The organism is Luteimonas composti, assembly GCF_042678665.1.
In the GTDB taxonomy this organism is placed as follows: Bacteria; Pseudomonadota; Gammaproteobacteria; order Xanthomonadales; family Xanthomonadaceae; genus Luteimonas; species Luteimonas composti.
Genome location: NZ_JBHTKU010000001.1, coordinates 417,027 through 432,067 on the forward strand (window position 1 = coordinate 417,027; position 15,041 = coordinate 432,067).

9 protein-coding genes are annotated in these 15,041 nt (G+C 68.8%); 4 read left to right on the forward strand and 5 right to left on the reverse strand.

Annotated features, from left to right (window positions below):
- Positions 1–3 precede the first annotated feature (3 nt).
- The 5 genes from ACFQ2D_RS01950 to ACFQ2D_RS01970 form a co-directional block, all read right to left on the reverse strand.
- Complete coding sequence (locus tag ACFQ2D_RS01950) at positions 4–732, reverse strand: M15 family metallopeptidase (protein WP_386795512.1); 729 nt, start codon at positions 730–732, stop codon at positions 4–6.
- A complete protein-coding gene (locus ACFQ2D_RS01955) occupies positions 722–2,284 on the reverse strand; it encodes a serine hydrolase (RefSeq protein WP_386795547.1) in 1,563 nt (520 codons plus the stop codon). The genes ACFQ2D_RS01950 and ACFQ2D_RS01955 overlap by 11 nt, the downstream gene beginning before the upstream one ends.
- A gap of 71 nt (positions 2,285–2,355) precedes the next feature.
- Positions 2,356–5,217 carry a TonB-dependent receptor gene (locus ACFQ2D_RS01960; RefSeq protein WP_280941915.1) on the reverse strand — a complete coding sequence of 954 codons (2,862 nt, stop codon included), beginning with the start codon at positions 5,215–5,217 and terminating at the stop codon, positions 2,356–2,358.
- A 265-nt stretch (positions 5,218–5,482) separates the two neighbouring features.
- The gene (locus ACFQ2D_RS01965) at positions 5,483–8,488 is read right to left on the reverse strand and encodes a TonB-dependent receptor (protein ID WP_280941916.1); all 3,006 of its coding nucleotides are present in this window, start codon (positions 8,486–8,488) and stop codon (positions 5,483–5,485) included.
- A 34-nt stretch (positions 8,489–8,522) separates the two neighbouring features.
- On the reverse strand, positions 8,523–9,986 hold the full coding sequence (locus ACFQ2D_RS01970; protein ID WP_386795513.1) for a transglutaminase-like domain-containing protein: 1,464 nt from the start codon (positions 9,984–9,986) through the stop codon (positions 8,523–8,525).
- Positions 9,987–10,124: 138 nt separating this feature from the next.
- Between ACFQ2D_RS01970 and ACFQ2D_RS01975 the strand changes: the two genes are divergently transcribed.
- The 4 genes from ACFQ2D_RS01975 (at position 10,125) to ACFQ2D_RS01990 (ending at position 15,018) form a co-directional block, all read left to right on the forward strand.
- Positions 10,125–11,591: a C40 family peptidase gene (locus ACFQ2D_RS01975; RefSeq protein WP_386795514.1), complete on the forward strand. Its 1,467-nt coding sequence runs from the start codon at positions 10,125–10,127 to the stop codon at positions 11,589–11,591.
- Positions 11,592–11,627: 36 nt separating this feature from the next.
- Positions 11,628–12,722, forward strand: a complete 1,095-nt coding sequence (locus ACFQ2D_RS01980; RefSeq protein ID WP_280941918.1) for a dipeptide epimerase — start codon at positions 11,628–11,630, stop codon at positions 12,720–12,722.
- Position 12,723: 1 nt separating this feature from the next.
- Entirely contained in the window at positions 12,724–13,566 is an 843-nt protein-coding gene (locus ACFQ2D_RS01985; RefSeq protein WP_280941919.1) for a MurR/RpiR family transcriptional regulator, read from the forward strand.
- 165 nt (positions 13,567–13,731) lie between these two features.
- Positions 13,732–15,018 (forward strand): dicarboxylate/amino acid:cation symporter, encoded by a 1,287-nt coding sequence (locus tag ACFQ2D_RS01990; protein WP_280941920.1) that lies wholly within the window; start codon positions 13,732–13,734, stop codon positions 15,016–15,018.
- Positions 15,019–15,041: the final 23 nt, after the last annotated feature.

A 15,041-nucleotide genomic window follows, 5' to 3' on the forward strand; every position in this document is an offset into this window, starting at 1 on the left:
GTCCTATCTGACCGGGATATCGTGGAACGCCTCCGGTGGCGGTTCCATCCGCAGGCTGTAGTGCCACCACTCCATCGGATAATTCTCGAAGCCGTGGCGCGCCATGGCGTCGCGTAGTCGCATGCGATTCGCCCGTTGTCCCGGCGTGATCGCAGGGTTGTCCGTGTTGGCGAGCGGGTCGAAGTAGTCGAACGGCGTGCCCATGTCGAGCGGCGCGCATGCGTCGCCGTCGCATGCGAGCAAGGTGAGATCGACGGTCGCGCCCTTGCTGTGGCCCGAGCGCTCGGCGATGTAGCCCGGGACCAGACTGGCCTTGTCCAGTGCTGGGTAGTGATCGGCCTTCGTCGACTGGTCGGCGCGATCGGCCGCCCAGCGCATGAATGCGCGCACCGAGCGCTCTGGCCGATAGCAGTCGAAGATGCGCAGGCGCAGGCCCTGCGGGCGCAGGGCGATCTCGACCCGGCGCAGGGCTTCGGCCGCGTCGCGCAGCAGATAGCATTTCGGCGCCTCGTAGCCTTCAACCGGCGCGCCCGTGAAATTGCCGGGTCCGGCGTAGCGGATGTCCAGGTCGATGTCGGGCACGAGCGTGGCGATGTCCACCATGCCTGCCGCTGCCGGCGTCGCCGCTGCGCCATCCGGACCGGCCGCCGCGTGCCGCGGACCGGGTGTCTCGCAGCCGGCGCACAGCACCATCGCCAACAGCGTGCCCAGCATGCCGGAATCACGGCGCATCGCAGTCCCCGGTCCGCTCGAAGGCGAGGTCCTCGTAGTCGTAGCTGAAGTCCGCCGCCGGATCGACCTTGGCAAGGGTCATCCGCGTGCCGTCGTCGCGCTGGTCGAAGTGGACCCAGGCCTCCGCATCCACGCCGGGGTCGTGCCAGTCCACCAGCAGCCGCTCGCCGCTGTAATGCAGCGCGCCTGCAAGGCGCGGGGACTTGAGTGCGCGGAACTCGATACCCTCGCCGTTTGGACACAGCGCGACCTCGCCGAACCAGGGATCGCGGTACCGGCCGGTGGGCACCTGCGCGTCCGATGCAAGCGCGGGTTTGCGTGGACCGGCGTCGGCCGCCGTGGCCGCGTTGGCCGCGGCGGGCGCTGTCGCCGCCAGCAGGCCGGCGTAGTGCGCGACCGTCAGCGTGGCGTCGGCCGGGCGGGTGAACCGCTTCACCAGCACCTGGCCCAGCACCGTGCGCAGCTCGTCCATCTCGCCATTGGCGAGGATCACGATGCCCACGCCCTTCTCCGGCAGCAGGGTGAGCGACGAATACATGCCCGACAGCGTGCCGGTATGCGAAACCTTCCAGGTGCCATCGACGTCGGTCAGCCGCCAGCCGTATCCGTAGGCGGAGAAGTGGCTGTTGTCCCACTCGCGCATGCGCGTGGTCAGCGGCATCGGCATGTGGGTCTTCCACGCCTCTTCGCGCTGCGTGGCCGACAGGAAGGGCCGCCCCCCGGCGTCGAGGCCATGGCGTTCGGGCTGCAGCCACATCGCGGCCCAGCGCAGCATGTCGTCCAGGCTGCAGCGGATACCGCCGGCCGCGAGCATCGGCGGGTCCTCGACGATCTCCGGATCCGCACGCGCCACCCGGTGGCCATCCGCACCGCCGGCATGCGGCTGGGCGATGTTGCCGACCTCGTCGCGGAGCCAGCGCCCGGCCTGGCAGCGCCGCAGGCCCAGCGGCTCGAACAGCTCGCGACGCAGCAACCGGTCGAACGGCGCCCCGCCCGCCGCGGCCGCGACCTCGCCCGCAACGATGTAGAGCGTGTTGTCGTAGGCGTAGCGCGAACGGAAGCTGTAGACCGGCTTGAGATGGCGCAGTCCGTGGATCACGTCCTGGCGGCTGAAGCGGTTGGGGCCGGGCCAGAGCATCAGGTCCCCGGCGCCCGCCCCAAGGCCACTGTTGTGGATCAGCAGGTCGCGCACCTGCATCTCGCGCGTGACCCAGTCGTCGTACATGCGGAAGTCCGGCAGGTGCCGCACCACCGGGTCGGTCCATGCGAGCTTGCCCTGGTCGACCAGGCGCGCCAGCACCGCCGCGGTCATGGCCTTGCTGTTGGAGGCGATCTGGAACAGCGTGTCGCGGTCGACGGGCTGCCCGCCACCGGCGGCGAGTTCCCCCCGCGTCGCGGTGAACACGACCTCGCCGTCGACGATGATGCCGACGGCCAGGCCGGGAGGACGGTAGCGCTCTACCGCTGCGTCCACGTCCGCCTCGATGACGACGGGGTCGGGCGGAACCGCTTCCGCGGCAGTCGCCGGCGACAGCGCCGCTCCGCACAGCAGGCCCGCGGTGCAGGCCAGGACGCGGCCCGCGCCGCGGCCGCCTCCCCTGCCCCGCGATGCGCGCGTCCCGGTCACCAGAAGTCGTACTGGACCAGGAACGTGTAGGCGCGGCCGCGCGGGTCTGCGATGCGCGGCTCCCAGCCTGCGCCGCTGGCCCAGTCGTTCTTGTGCGCGGTGAACGGCGGGTCCTCGTCCAGCAGGTTCTTGACGCCGAAGGTCAGGCGCAGGCCCTCGAACCCGGTGTAGGTGGTGCTGTAGTTGTAGGTGATGTAGCGGTCGACGTCCGGGTTCCACTGCGAGGGGATGTAGTGCCCGGTGGACACGCTGGTGGGCTCCTCGTCCTTGTAACCGTCGCGGTAGATCTGGGTGATGCTGTGCGCCCAGTCGCCGCGGGCCCAGGAGAAGCCAAGCGTATGCTTCCAGCGCAGCGGCAGGCTCCAGTAGCGGATGTATTCGCCGACGCGGTTCTCCGAATAGGGCATGAACTCGAACAGCTTGTCCTGGTAGTTGTCGAGGTAGCTCCCGTTGAGGTTGAGGTTCCAGTCGCCGCCGGCGAGCTGGCCACGGAAGTTGAGGTCGATCTCGACGCCGCTCATCAGCGTGCCGCCCGAGTTGACGAATCGGCGGTCCACCAGGACCACTTCGCCGCTGGCGTCGCGGATCCAGTTGTCGGCGTACAGATCGTAGTATTCGCGCAGGATGTCCAGGTCCGGGCCGGTGCGGATCGTGTTGATGCGCTCGATCTCCCACCAGTCCAGGCTCATGTTGAACCAGTCGACCGGTGCCAGGACGATGCCCAGGCTCTTCTGGCGCGACTCCTCCGGCGCCAGGTTCGGGTTGCCGCCCGTCAGGATGTCCGGGTCGATCTGCTCGCAGCCGGGCCGGTTGACGTCGACGACGCCGCCCGGGCAGGTGGCCGGGTCGGCCAGGTCGAGCGCGTTGTTCTGGCTTTCGGTCAGGCCACTGAAGAGCTTGCTGAACTCGGGCACCTTGAACCCGGTGCTGTAGGCGCCACGCACCGCCAGCGAATCCAGCGGCTGCCACTTGAACGACACCTTCGGGTTGGCGGTGCCGCCGAAGCCGGTGTAGTGGTCGTAGCGCCCGGCCAGGGTGGCCTCGAAGCGCTCGAAGAACGGGAGGTTGATCTCGGTGAAGATCGCCTTGACGTCGCGAGTGGCCTCCGGCAGCGCGTTGGCGTCGTCGAAGGGCGCATTGAAGATAGCTGGCCGCGTCGCGGCAGCGCGACGGTCGCCGTTGAATTCGAAGGCCTCGCGCCGCAGGTCCACGCCGACCGCCACCTGCAGGTCGCCGCCCGGCAGCTGGCCGATGCTGCCCGACATCACCGCATCGAAGTTGGTCACCGTCGACTTGCCGCCATAGAGCACCACGCCGCGCGCGGACGCGGCCTCGAGCGCGGCGATCGCCTCGGGGCTCTGCGCCTGCCCGGGCAGCAGGAAGGGATTGAGCAGTCCGCCGGCGAATGCCGCCTGCAGGCCTTCGACGTAGTGGTACCCCGTGCCCAGCTCGGACTCGGATTCGCTGGACGCATGCGCCAGGCCGATGCTGTAGTCCCAGTCGCCGATCATGCCGTCCACGCCAGCCATGAAGCGGAAGGCCTTGGTCGTGGTCTGGATCTCGCGCGGGCCGCACTCCATGCAGCGCCAGCGGTAGGCGATGGGTGCGCCATAGGTCAGCGCATCCTCGCCGAAGAAGGCCGCGAGGCCGTTGTAGACCATGTCGTAGGTCTCGCGGGTGCGGTCGTTGAGCGGATACCAGGTGGAGGGGTTGAACACCGCCGTCGTGGTCGCCGACGAGGAGATCTGGTTGGGCTCGAAGATGCGGTTGGCCTTCGCGTTGGAACCCATGAACTCGAAGTAGGCCTGGTGGCCGTCGCTGATCCTGAATGTGGCGCGGGCGATCGCCTGCACCGTCTCCAGCGGCTGCTGCATGACCGCCGCCGCCGGGTAGTCCCACGCGCAGCCGTAGCGCGAGGCGACGTTCGCGGCCGTGGTCGCCCACAGGCGGTAGTCGTACGGGCCCATATCGTCGCCGCCAGCCTCGCAACCGGCGCCGCCCGGCAGATTGAGGATGTTCACGCCGTTGACCGACGCCCCGTCGGGATCGATCAGCCCGGTTCCGGTGATGCCGCCTTCCAGGTTGAAGACAGTGGCGAAGGGTGTGCCGCGGGTATCCGGCGAAAGGCCGCGCTCGGGCTGGAAGCTGTTGGAAAAATCGCGCGCGTTGCCGCGCAGGACATCGTTCTTCCTGGCACCCAGGCTCAGGAAGGCGTTCCAGCGGTCCGTGTCGAGGTCGCCCCCGCCGACCAGGAAGTCGGTGCGATAGATGTTGCCGCCCCCTTCCTCGGTGACGTCGACGAAGGCCGAGGCCTGCGCGCCCTGGTAGTCGGTGCGGGTGATGAAGTTGATCACGCCGCCGATGGCATCGGTGCCGTAGACCGCGGACGCACCGTCGCGCAGCACCTCCACCCGGTCGATCGCGGCGAAGGGAATCGAATTCAGGTCGACCGCGGTGCCGCGCAGGCCGTGGGTCGCGACACGGCGCCCGTTGAGCAGCACGAGCGTGGCGTCGGCGCCCTGCCCTCGCAGGTTTGCGCCGGACACCCCGTTGTTGCCGCGCAGGTCGGCCGGTGCGATGCCGGCGTTGGCGGCCAGGTTGTCGGAGCCGTTGCCGGCGATGTTCATGTACTGCAGCAGCTGTTCCGCCGAGGAAATGCCCTGCGCCTGGATTTCCTCCTTCTGTATGACCGTGACCGGCAGAGCGGCCTCGACATCCGTGCGCTTGATGCGCGAGCCGGTGACGTTGATCCGGTCGAGCGTCCGGGTGGATGCACTGTCCGCGCTGGTCGCGCCATCCTGCGCCGCGGCCGTCCCGCTCAGTGCGAGCGCGATCGCCAAGGCGAGCGCCGATGCCATTGCGGCGGACTGGTGGCTACGGACTGGTGACATGGCTTCCCCCGGAATGAATGTGCAATGGGTTCGCGCCGGCCGCCCCGCAGGGCAGGCCGTCCGCGCAATCGCGTGGATCCCCTGCACGTTGCTTATCACGGGCTGAAGAAGCCTGTCAATTTCAGTCTGTGCCTCCGCATGCGCGCGATGGCGCCGCATTGCAGCGGCGCCATCGCGTCCCCGATCGACGAAGAACAAGAATGCGGCCACGTGCGGTGGCCGCAGGGAGGAGTCAGAAGTTCCAAGTCACCACGAGCTGCATGTAGCGCGGGGACTGCCAGACCGTGCCCTCGCCGAAGTACGGCATGCGGCTGCCAGGCGTGCTCTCGTAGCGGGAATGCACGTTGATCACGGTCTGTCGGTTCAGCAGGTTGTACACCGAAAGCCGGGCCTTCAGGTCGATGCCCTCGACCGGCAGCGTCCAGGTTGCGCTGGCGCCGAGGTCGTACACCCAGGGCATGCGTCCGAAGGCGCCGCGTTCGGTGTAGACCAGTTCCCGGGTCGTCCAGTCTCCGCATCCGGAAACGCAGAGCCATCCCGAACCGCCGCCGCTGAACTCGCCCGGACCGCCGGCGCTGCGGTTGTCGTCGGGCCAGCGAACGCCGAATGCGGTGATCGGGCCGCCGGAGCGGGCGGACATCGTGGCGCCAAAGCTCCACATCTCGTTGAGCTTGAAGCTGCCACGCAGCTTGACCTGGTGCCGGAAGTCGTTGAACAGGACGCCGTAGCGCTCGTTGACGGCCGGATGGTCGTAGTACTGCACGAGGTTGGTGTCGTTGTAGCCGGTATCGGAGTTCACCGGGCCCTCGATGTTGCCCTCGGACTTCGACCAGAGGTAACTGGCATTGAACGCCCAGCGCTCGTTCCAGGCCCGGTCCAGCTGGAACTCGACCGCCTTGTAGGTGCGGCGGGGCTTCTTGTAGCCCATCACGATGTTGCTTCCCTGGGCGATGTAGCCGTCACGGGAGCTGTCGAACGTCACCCAGTCCTGGGTATCCGGACACCACAGGCGCGTGGTCTCGCCGGGGTTGATGATGGGCCAGTCTCCCGAGTACCACGGGCAACCTTCGACATGGTTGATGCGGGCGTCCTCCACCGCCCGCGTCACCTTGCGGTAGGTCGCGTTGACGCCCCAGGACCAGGCCTGGTTGATCGCCTGCTGGTAACCGAGGATGTACTCGTCCTGGAACACCTGCTTGAGATTGTCCGCGACCGCAGTCCGCATGTCGCTCGGTGCGGGCGCGTTGCCGTCGGTGTTGACCGGCCCCAGCTGTTCGCCGATCAGCGGGAACAGGTAGGGCGTTCCGGTCACGGGGTCGATGCGCTGGTCCCAGCCCTCCAGCGTGTAATAGGTGTGCTCGTCGGTCGTGCCCCCGCCGAAGTAGTCGGTCAGCTTGTTGGTGATCGGGATGTAGTAGCGCCCCGCATTGCCGAACAGCTTGGTGGTGCCGTCGCCCTTCATGTCCCAGCTGAAACCCAGCCGTGGCGAGATCATGTCCTCGAAGTCCGCCCGGGCGAACGTGGCTCCGGATGCCAGCTTGTTGTGGAACTTGTCCGCGCGCACGCCGAGGTTGAGCAGCAGGTTGGGAGTGATGTTCCAGTTGTCCTCGATGTAGATGGCCTGGGCTTCGGTCGTCACCGGCGCGCCGGTGATGTAGCGCCGCGCATCCACGTAGGCCAGGGCTCCGTCGGGTACGCGCGCTCCGTTGGGCAGGTCGCGGTCCTCCTCGTCCTCGATGCCGAGGACCATGTAACTGCGACCGTCGCCCGGATAGATGCGGGAACTGGTGGAGTCCATCTTCTCCTGGTCGACGCCGAAGCGGAGCAGGTGGTTGCCGAGCGTCCATTCGAAGTCGAGGCGAGCCGCCTCGCGTTCGTCGTAGCGGTTGCTGATGCTCGAGTTGCTCGGGTGGCAGCCCTCTCGCACCGAGACGGGCGGGAACAGGGCGTCGTAGCTGCTGTCGCGGCTGACGATGCTGCAGTCCGGATCCCAGGGACTGCCGGCTGTGGCGCTGCGCTCGTTGACGCCGTACATGGCCTTGGTGACGAAGTTCTCGCCCAGATGACCGGTGTAGGTGATCGACCAGTTTTCCCCGCCCGACCCGGCGAAGCTTTCGCCGGTCTTCTCGCCGCGACCAGTGGTATTCCAGCCGTATTCGTAGGCGCCGGTCGCGGAGTCGGCCTGGTCGGAGAAGGCGAGCAACTCCAGCAGGTGGTTATCGTTGATCTGCCAGTCCAGCTTGGCGCCCCAGAAGTCGTTGTCGCTGTCGGTATACCAGGCTTGGGCGCTGTCGATGTCGCGCGGTTTGCTCTGTTGCCGTTCGTACATGGCGAAGAAGAACAGGCGGTCGCGCACGATCGGGCCTGATGCCCAGACGTTGGCCTTGTACAGAGGGGATTCGTCGCGGCTCCTGCGATCCCGCTCATCGATGGTGCCGTCGGAATGGAACCTGTCCTGCCGGGCCCAGGTCCAGGCGCTCGGCTCCATGGTGACCTGCGCTCCGGCCCTGAATTCGTTCGAGCCAGAACGGGTGACCGCGTTGATCACACCGCCCGTGGTGCGGCCGAATTCGGCCGAGTAACCCCCGGTCTTGACCTGGAATTCCTCGTAGAAGGAGAACGGTACCGTGGAGAAGCCCTGGCGACGATAGGGGTCGGTGACATTGAGGCCGTTGATGTACACCGCATTCTCGGCGACCGAGGAGCCACCGAAAGTGAGACCGCCGAACGTGGCGCCCGAGGCGACCACGCCGGGCGCGAGGAGCGCGACGGATGCGAGGCTCTGGTCCACAGGCAGCCGCGCCAGTTCTTCCCGTCGGATGTTGGTCGCCGACTCTGTGGAGCGGACGTCCACGCGGTTGACCACTCGCGAACCGACGACCTGGACGGCAGCGAGATTCACCAGGGCGCCGTCGCCGGCGACGTTCACTGTGGTCGTTCCACCCAGCCCGACGTTGACCGTGATCGGTTCCCCGACCGCCTGCCCGTTACGCGCGACCACGAGGGTGTAATCGCCGACGGGGAGTTGGGCCAGACGGTAGACGCCGTCCGCGCCCACCGAGATCGTTCGGCTCAGCCCCGTATCCGGGTTGGTGATCGTGATCTGGTCGCCTGCGGTCGCGCGGCCGGCGACTGCACCGGTGGCGCTCTGCGCGAACACCGTCGGCGTGGTGGCCGCGATGCAGGCGCCCAGGGCGATCCAGAGGGCTGCACGACGGAACTGCGGGTGTGTCGACATTGCGGTTTCTCCCCGGTGCGAAAAGTTGGCCTGTTCAGCTGCGCTGGTCTTCAGGGAGCGGCAGCAGCTCCCAATCGAAGTCGTAATCCCACTGGTCGAAGTACAGGTTGCCGCCCGCCCACTCGGCTTCCCCGCGCTGCAGGTCGACGGTTTCGGAGCGGAAATGGGTCTTGGCCGGCACGAACTCGCGGCCGTAGTCGTCGTTGAAGGCGACGCGGTAGGCGTCCATGCCGCCGAGGTAGAAGTGTTCCAGCGTCGGATCGTCGCCGGGCAGCCGGCCGAAGGTGACGTCCATCGGCAGCCAGCCGTAGGGGGCGAGGTACAGCCAGCCCCAGTCGTGCATGTTGTTGTAGTCGCCGTCGGAGAAGATCCAGCCCGACTGCCAGCGCGCCGGGATTCCGTTCAGCCGCAGCAAGGTGATCAGCAACAGGGTCTGCTGCCCGCAGTCGGCGCGCCCGGCGCGGAGCGCATGCTCGCCGAGATTGGCGATGGTCGAGTACTCCCGCGCACCTGCCCAGGGAATGCGGTCCACCGCGTCGAACAGGCGGCGGGCGATGCGATAGGGATTGGTCTCGTCGCCCACCACCTGCGCGGAGAACAGCCGCATCGCGTCGCTGAACACCACGTGGGGCACGCGTTCGGACAGGAACGGCGCGAGTCCGGGACTGGCCTCGACCGGCACCACCCGCGCCGGATCGACCTGCACGTGCCTGCCGAGGATGGTGAGCTCGTAGCTCACGGAAAACCGGGTTGCCTGGCCGGCCCGCGCCGGCTGCTCGAAGTAGGCGGTGCGCTGCAGCGCCGATGCGGGCGCCAGCCGCGGCATTCCCGGCTCGCCGCCGAGCAGACGGATGTCTTCCTGCTGGCCGGCGATCGCGCGCGGATACGGCAGCCATGCGCGGATGGTCTCGCCCGCCGGTACCGCGTCGGGCTCGACCGTCAGCGACTGCGTGATCCGCACCCGGCGCGCCGCGGCCGGGCCGGCCGAGGCCGCGCGATCGCGCACCTCCGCGTGGTGCGGGCCCTGCGCGAGTTCCAGCGGACTGTCGTGGAACGGGCGCGGTTGCGCGCGGCGCGCGCGCGCCTCCTCGCTCAGGCGGAACAGGTTGTGGGGTGCGCGACCGAAGTAGCGGATCTCGCCGTCGATCGCCATGGCATCGAACAGTCCCGCACGTCGCCAGCGACGGAACTCGTCCTCGCGCAGGTCCGGAATCTGGCGCCGCACCGCCGCGCGCAGCCCGGATTCGTCAAGGCTGAAGTCGAGCCGGATACGGCGCATGCGTTCGCGCTGGAAAGCGAGCTCATCCGTCAGGGACCCGCCCTCGCCCGCCTGCGCGATCAGCCGTTCGGCCTGCGCGAACCGCCCGCCGTCGACCAGGTCCATGACATCCTCCAGCAGTGCGGTGGCCGGCGGCGACGCCGCGCGGAGCCCCAGGCCGGTGACGAGCAGCAGCGCCGACGCCAGCAGCGGATACGCTGCGCGGCGGGCAGCGTGCATGCGGCTGGCGCCCCCGGCCCGTCTCCAACGGAAGCTGGTCGGCATTGGCGTGTTCCCCCTCACGCGAGGTGGCGGTCGGCGGCTGTGTAACATGGCCGCAAGGCGGGGTCAATAAATTATTCTTGACAGGCAGTAAAAATGAATGATGTATTCTTCAGCGCCGCAGGCACGGCGACCTGCAGGAGAACCGCCTTGCGCAAGCGCTGGTCAGGGACCGGGGCCCGGTTGCTCACCGCACTGATCCTGGTCGCGTCCGCCCTGGGGACGGCCGCGCAGGTTCCGGACGATCCGGCCCATGAAGTGCTGCCCGGGGTCACCCAGGAGCAGCTCGAACCCGCCTACTGGATCGGCCGGCTGCGTGGCGCGGACCAGACCATCCTTGATGCGGACGAGATCGCCGCGCACAACGCGCGCATGCGCGAGCGCGAGCCCTCGCTCTACCTGATCGAGCAACTGCCCGCGACCCTGGAGGCCGAGCAGGTGCGGGCCTGGATCGAGGCCGCCTCCCCGCGTCCGACCCGCACGCTCTACGACGAGAGCGGCGGGGAAGGCAGTGCCCGCGCGCTCGACCGGCTGGAGGCCGGGCTGGACCTCAAGGCCATCCCGCAGACCCAGGTCACGCGCTACGGACTGCTCGTGCGCCGCGCCAATCTGCGCACCTTCCCGACCCACCTGCGCGTATTCAGCACGCCCGACGACCGCGACATCGACCGCTTCCAGGAGAGCGCGCTGTTCCCGGGCACGCCGGTGGCGGTCGTGCACCGCAGCCGCGACCGGCGCTGGCTGTTCGTGGTCAGCGAGACCTATGCGGCCTGGGTCGAGGCCGACGCGGTTGCGGTCGGCGGGAAGGACGAGGTCTTCGCCTATGCGCGCCGCGCGCCCTTCCTGGTCGTGACCGGCGCGCAGGTGCGCACCGTGCATACGCCGGAGCGCCCCGAGGTGTCCGACGTGGTGCTGGACATGGGCGTGCGGCTGCCGCTGGCGCAGTGGCCGGCCGACGAACCGCTCAACGGCCAGCACCCCGGTTTCGGCCACGTGGTCGAGCTGCCGGTCCGCGCCGAAGACGGCACGCTGTCCTTCGCGCGGGCGCTGGTGCCCCGCTCGGCGGACGTTTCGCGCGGTTACCTGCCGCTGACCCGGGCCAACCTCGTGCGCCAGGCCTTCAAGTTCCTCGGCGAGCGCTACGGCTGGGGGCATCGCTACGACGCTCGCGACTGCAGCGGCTTCGTGTCCGAGATCTACCGCAGCTTCGGCCTGCTGCTGCCGCGCAATACCAGCGCCCAGTCGCGGAGCCCGGGCCTGGACGGGGTGCTGATGGACGATCGCACCGGCCACGAGGAGCGCCTGCGCCTGCTGCGCCAGAGCCAGGTCGGCGATCTGGTCTACATTCCCGGCCACGTGATGATGGTGCTGGGGCAGGTCGACGGGAACACCTACGTCATCCACGACACCAGCGGAATGTCGCTGCTGGACGACGACGGCGCGCTGCGCCGGTACCATCTCAACGGCGTGGTGGTGACGCCTCTGCTGCCGTTGATGTCGGACGCCACCACGCCCACCGTGGACCGCATCACCACCATCAGGCGGATCCGGCATGACCGGTGAGGAGCGCGCGGCCGTGGCCGCAAGGGGAAACGGGGAATGAAGATCACCGAGGTGCGCCTGGGCCGGGTCCGGGTTCCGCTGAAGACGCCGTTCAAGACCGCGCTGCGTACGGTCGACACGGTCGAGGACCTGATCGTCTCGATCCACACCGACACCGGCCACGTGGGCTACGGCGAGGCCGCGGCGACCGCGGTGATCACCGGCGACACGCACGGTTCGATGATCGAGGCGATCGGCCGCATCATCGCGCCGCGCATCGTCGGCGAGGACATCGCCAACCTCAACCGCATCGTGCGGCTCGTGCAAACCGCGCTGGAGCGCAACACCAGCGCCAAGGCCGCGGTCGAGATCGCGCTCTACGACCTGTGGGGCCAACTGTACGAGGCGCCGCTGTACCGCATGCTGGGCGGCGGCGAGCCGGTGATCACCACCGACATCACCATCAGCGTCGACCACATCGACAAGATGGTGGCCGATTCGCTATCGGCGGTCGACCGAGGTTTCGAATCGCTGAAGATCAAGGTGGGCAAGGACATCGGCCTGGACGTGGAGCGGGTCAAGGCCATCCATGCCGCGGTCGAGGGGCGCGCCCTGCTCCGCCTCGACGCCAACCAGGGCTGGACCGCCAAGCAGGCCGTCCACGCCATGCATGCGCTCGAGGATGCCGGCGTGCACCTGGAACTGCTCGAGCAGCCGGTGCGTGCGCAGGACATCGACGGGCTCAAGTACGTCAGCGACCGGATCAAGACCCCGGTGATGGCCGACGAGAGCGTGTTCGGTCCGCTCGAGGTGATCAACCTGATCGAGCGCCGCGCGGCCGACATCATCAACATCAAGCTGATGAAGACCGGCGGCATCTCCAACGCCATCCGCATCGCCGACATCGCCGCGCTCTACGGCGTGGAATGCATGATCGGCTGCATGATCGAGACCAGCATCAGCGTGGCCGCGGCCGTGCACCTGGCGATCGCAAAGTCCGATGTGGTCACCAAGGTCGACCTGGACGGACCCTCGCTGTGTGCGTTCGATCCGGTCGACGGCGGGGTTAGTTTCAACGAGTCCGAGATTTCGGTGTCCGACGCCCCGGGGCTCGGTATCCGCGCCATCCGCGGCTACCAGCCGATCGTCTGACATGCAGCCGCTGCTGCTGATCCGCGCCGGACGCGGGGGCATGTCGGCGATCGAGCGCCGCATCGCCGACTTCATCCTCGACAACGCCCACCTGCTGCGCGACTACTCCTCGCAGCAGCTCGCCAACGCGCTCGGGATCAGCCAGTCGAGCGTGGTCAAGTTCAGCCAGAAGCTGGGCTTCAAGGGCTATCCCGACCTCAAGTACTCGATCGGCGAAGCGGTGGCGCGCAATGGCGAGAGCGCCGAGCCCGCGGTGGAGGCCGGCGACGGCGCCGGCGAGGATCCGCTGGCGCGCGGCCTGTGGCAGGCCAAGTCGCGGGCCGAGGAAGAGACCCGCCTGCTCAACCCGCCCGAGCGGCTCGAGGCGCTGGCCGGCATGCTGCAGGAGGCCGAGCGCATTTTCGTGGTCGGCATCGGCGAGGACAGCGTGATGGCCCGGGCTTTCGCCATCCGGCTGTCGCTGCTGGGGCTGCTGGCGATCCACCACTTCGATCCGGCACTGGTGCCGGCCGAGGTCTCCAACGCCCGCTCCGGCGGCCTGCTGCTGCTGTTTTCCGAACGCGGCGAGGTGACCGCGCTGGCGCGGCTGGCGCGGCTGTTCCGCAGCCGCGGCGGCCGGGTGGTCTCGGTGACCCGGCATACTGCCAACGCGCTGCGCGCGCATGCCGACCTGTCCCTGCTGGTGTCGGCGCACGACGACGCCCGCCATGTCGAACCCCTGCTCTACCAGGCGGCGCTGCAGCAGTTGCTCGACCTGGTGTTCCTGCGCCTGTGCGCGGACGAGTCGCGGCGGATGCGGCTGGACGACTACCGCGAGCACGTGCGCTCGCTGCTGGATGAGTGAGGGACGCCCGCAGGGGCGGATCGCGGCCGTCCCCCGCCGTGGCTCGGACAATGGCGCACCGGGCGGCGCCCTGCGCCAGGCGCTGGCCCGTTCGCACGCGCACCAGGCGCAGCTTCGTGCTATCTGTCTCCCGCCATTCGTCTCCCCCCGTTCGCCAGGATCTCCATGACTGACGCAGCCGGTGCGCCCCGCCCCCGCCTGTCCACGCCCGCACGGGTGCTGATCGCGCTGCTGCTCGGCGCCGCCGTCGGCCTGCTGCTGGCCGCCTTCGATCCGCTCCAGGCCGCGACGGTGGCCGACGCGGTGCAGCCGATCGGCCGGCTCTGGCTCAACGCCCTGCAGATGACCGTGGTGCCGCTGGTGGCGGCGCTGGTCGTGGTAGGCATCAACTCCGCCGCCGACGCCGCGGCCTCCGGGCGCACGGCGCGCATCGCCATCGTGGTGTTCCTGGTGCTGCTGGCGCTGTCGGGTACGTTCGCGGCCATCGCCGCGCCCGCCTTCCTGTCGATGCTGCCGCGCGACGAGGCGCTGATCGCCACCTTCCGCGCCGCGATCCAGGCGCCGGAGAACCTGCCCGATGCGCCGGGCATCGGCGCCTGGCTGGCCAACGTCATCCCGAACAACGCGATCGCGGCCGCCGCCAACAGCGCGATGCTGCCGCTGGTGGTGTTCGCCATGTTCTTCGGCTTCGGCCTCACCCGCATCGAGCCGGAGCGGCGCGCGCGCATGCTGGAGCTGGTGCGCACCATCGGCGACACCATGATCGTGGTGGTGCGCTGGGTGCTGTGGGCCGCGCCGCTGGGCGTCTTCGCGCTGGTCCTGGCGGTGTGCGCGCGGGTCGGCCTCGACATGCTCAGCGCGCTGGGCTACTACATCCTGACCCAGTGCGCGCTCTATATCGCCATTACCCTGCTGCTGTACGCTGTGGCGCTGCTGGCCGCCGGCGAGCGCCCGGGGCGCATGGCCCGCGCCCTGCTGCCGGTGCAGGCGATCGCGGCCAGCACCCAGTCGTCGCTGGCCTCGCTGCCGGTGATGATCGAGAGCGCGCGCATGCGCCTGGGCTATCCGCTGGCGGTGACCTCGCTGGTGCTGCCGATGGCGGTGTCGCTGTTCCGCATCGCCAGCCCGCCCCAGTACATCGTGGTGGCCAGCTTCATCGCCTGGATGTACGGCGTCGACCTGACCGCGGTGCAGTACGCGACGGCGGTCGGCCTGAGCATCGTGGTGAGCATGGGCTCCGTGGGCCTGCCCGGCCAGGTCAGCTTCATGACCACCAACATGCCCGTCACCCAGTCCATGGGCCTGCCGGTGGAACCGCTGGGCGTGCTGCTGGCGGTGGATACCATTCCCGACGTGTTCGCCACGGTCGCCAACACGTCGGCCGACGTGACGGCGACGGCGATCGTCACCCGCCATGGCGGCGCTGACGACGCCGCTGGAACTGCCGCGTAGGCAGCTTGCGCGGTCACAGCCCG

Coding starts and splice junctions, on each gene's coding strand:
- ACFQ2D_RS01975 (WP_386795514.1), top strand. CDS start 10,125: ATGAATGATGTATTCTTCAGCGCCGCAGGCACGGCGACCTGCAGGAGA.
- ACFQ2D_RS01965 (WP_280941916.1), bottom strand. CDS start 8,488: ATGTCGACACACCCGCAGTTCCGTCGTGCAGCCCTCTGGATCGCCCTG.
- ACFQ2D_RS01990 (WP_280941920.1), top strand. CDS start 13,732: ATGACTGACGCAGCCGGTGCGCCCCGCCCCCGCCTGTCCACGCCCGCA.
- ACFQ2D_RS01985 (WP_280941919.1), top strand. CDS start 12,724: ATGCAGCCGCTGCTGCTGATCCGCGCCGGACGCGGGGGCATGTCGGCG.
- ACFQ2D_RS01980 (WP_280941918.1), top strand. CDS start 11,628: ATGAAGATCACCGAGGTGCGCCTGGGCCGGGTCCGGGTTCCGCTGAAG.
- ACFQ2D_RS01970 (WP_386795513.1), bottom strand. CDS start 9,986: ATGCACGCTGCCCGCCGCGCAGCGTATCCGCTGCTGGCGTCGGCGCTG.
- ACFQ2D_RS01950 (WP_386795512.1), bottom strand. CDS start 732: ATGCGCCGTGATTCCGGCATGCTGGGCACGCTGTTGGCGATGGTGCTG.
- ACFQ2D_RS01960 (WP_280941915.1), bottom strand. CDS start 5,217: ATGGCATCGGCGCTCGCCTTGGCGATCGCGCTCGCACTGAGCGGGACG.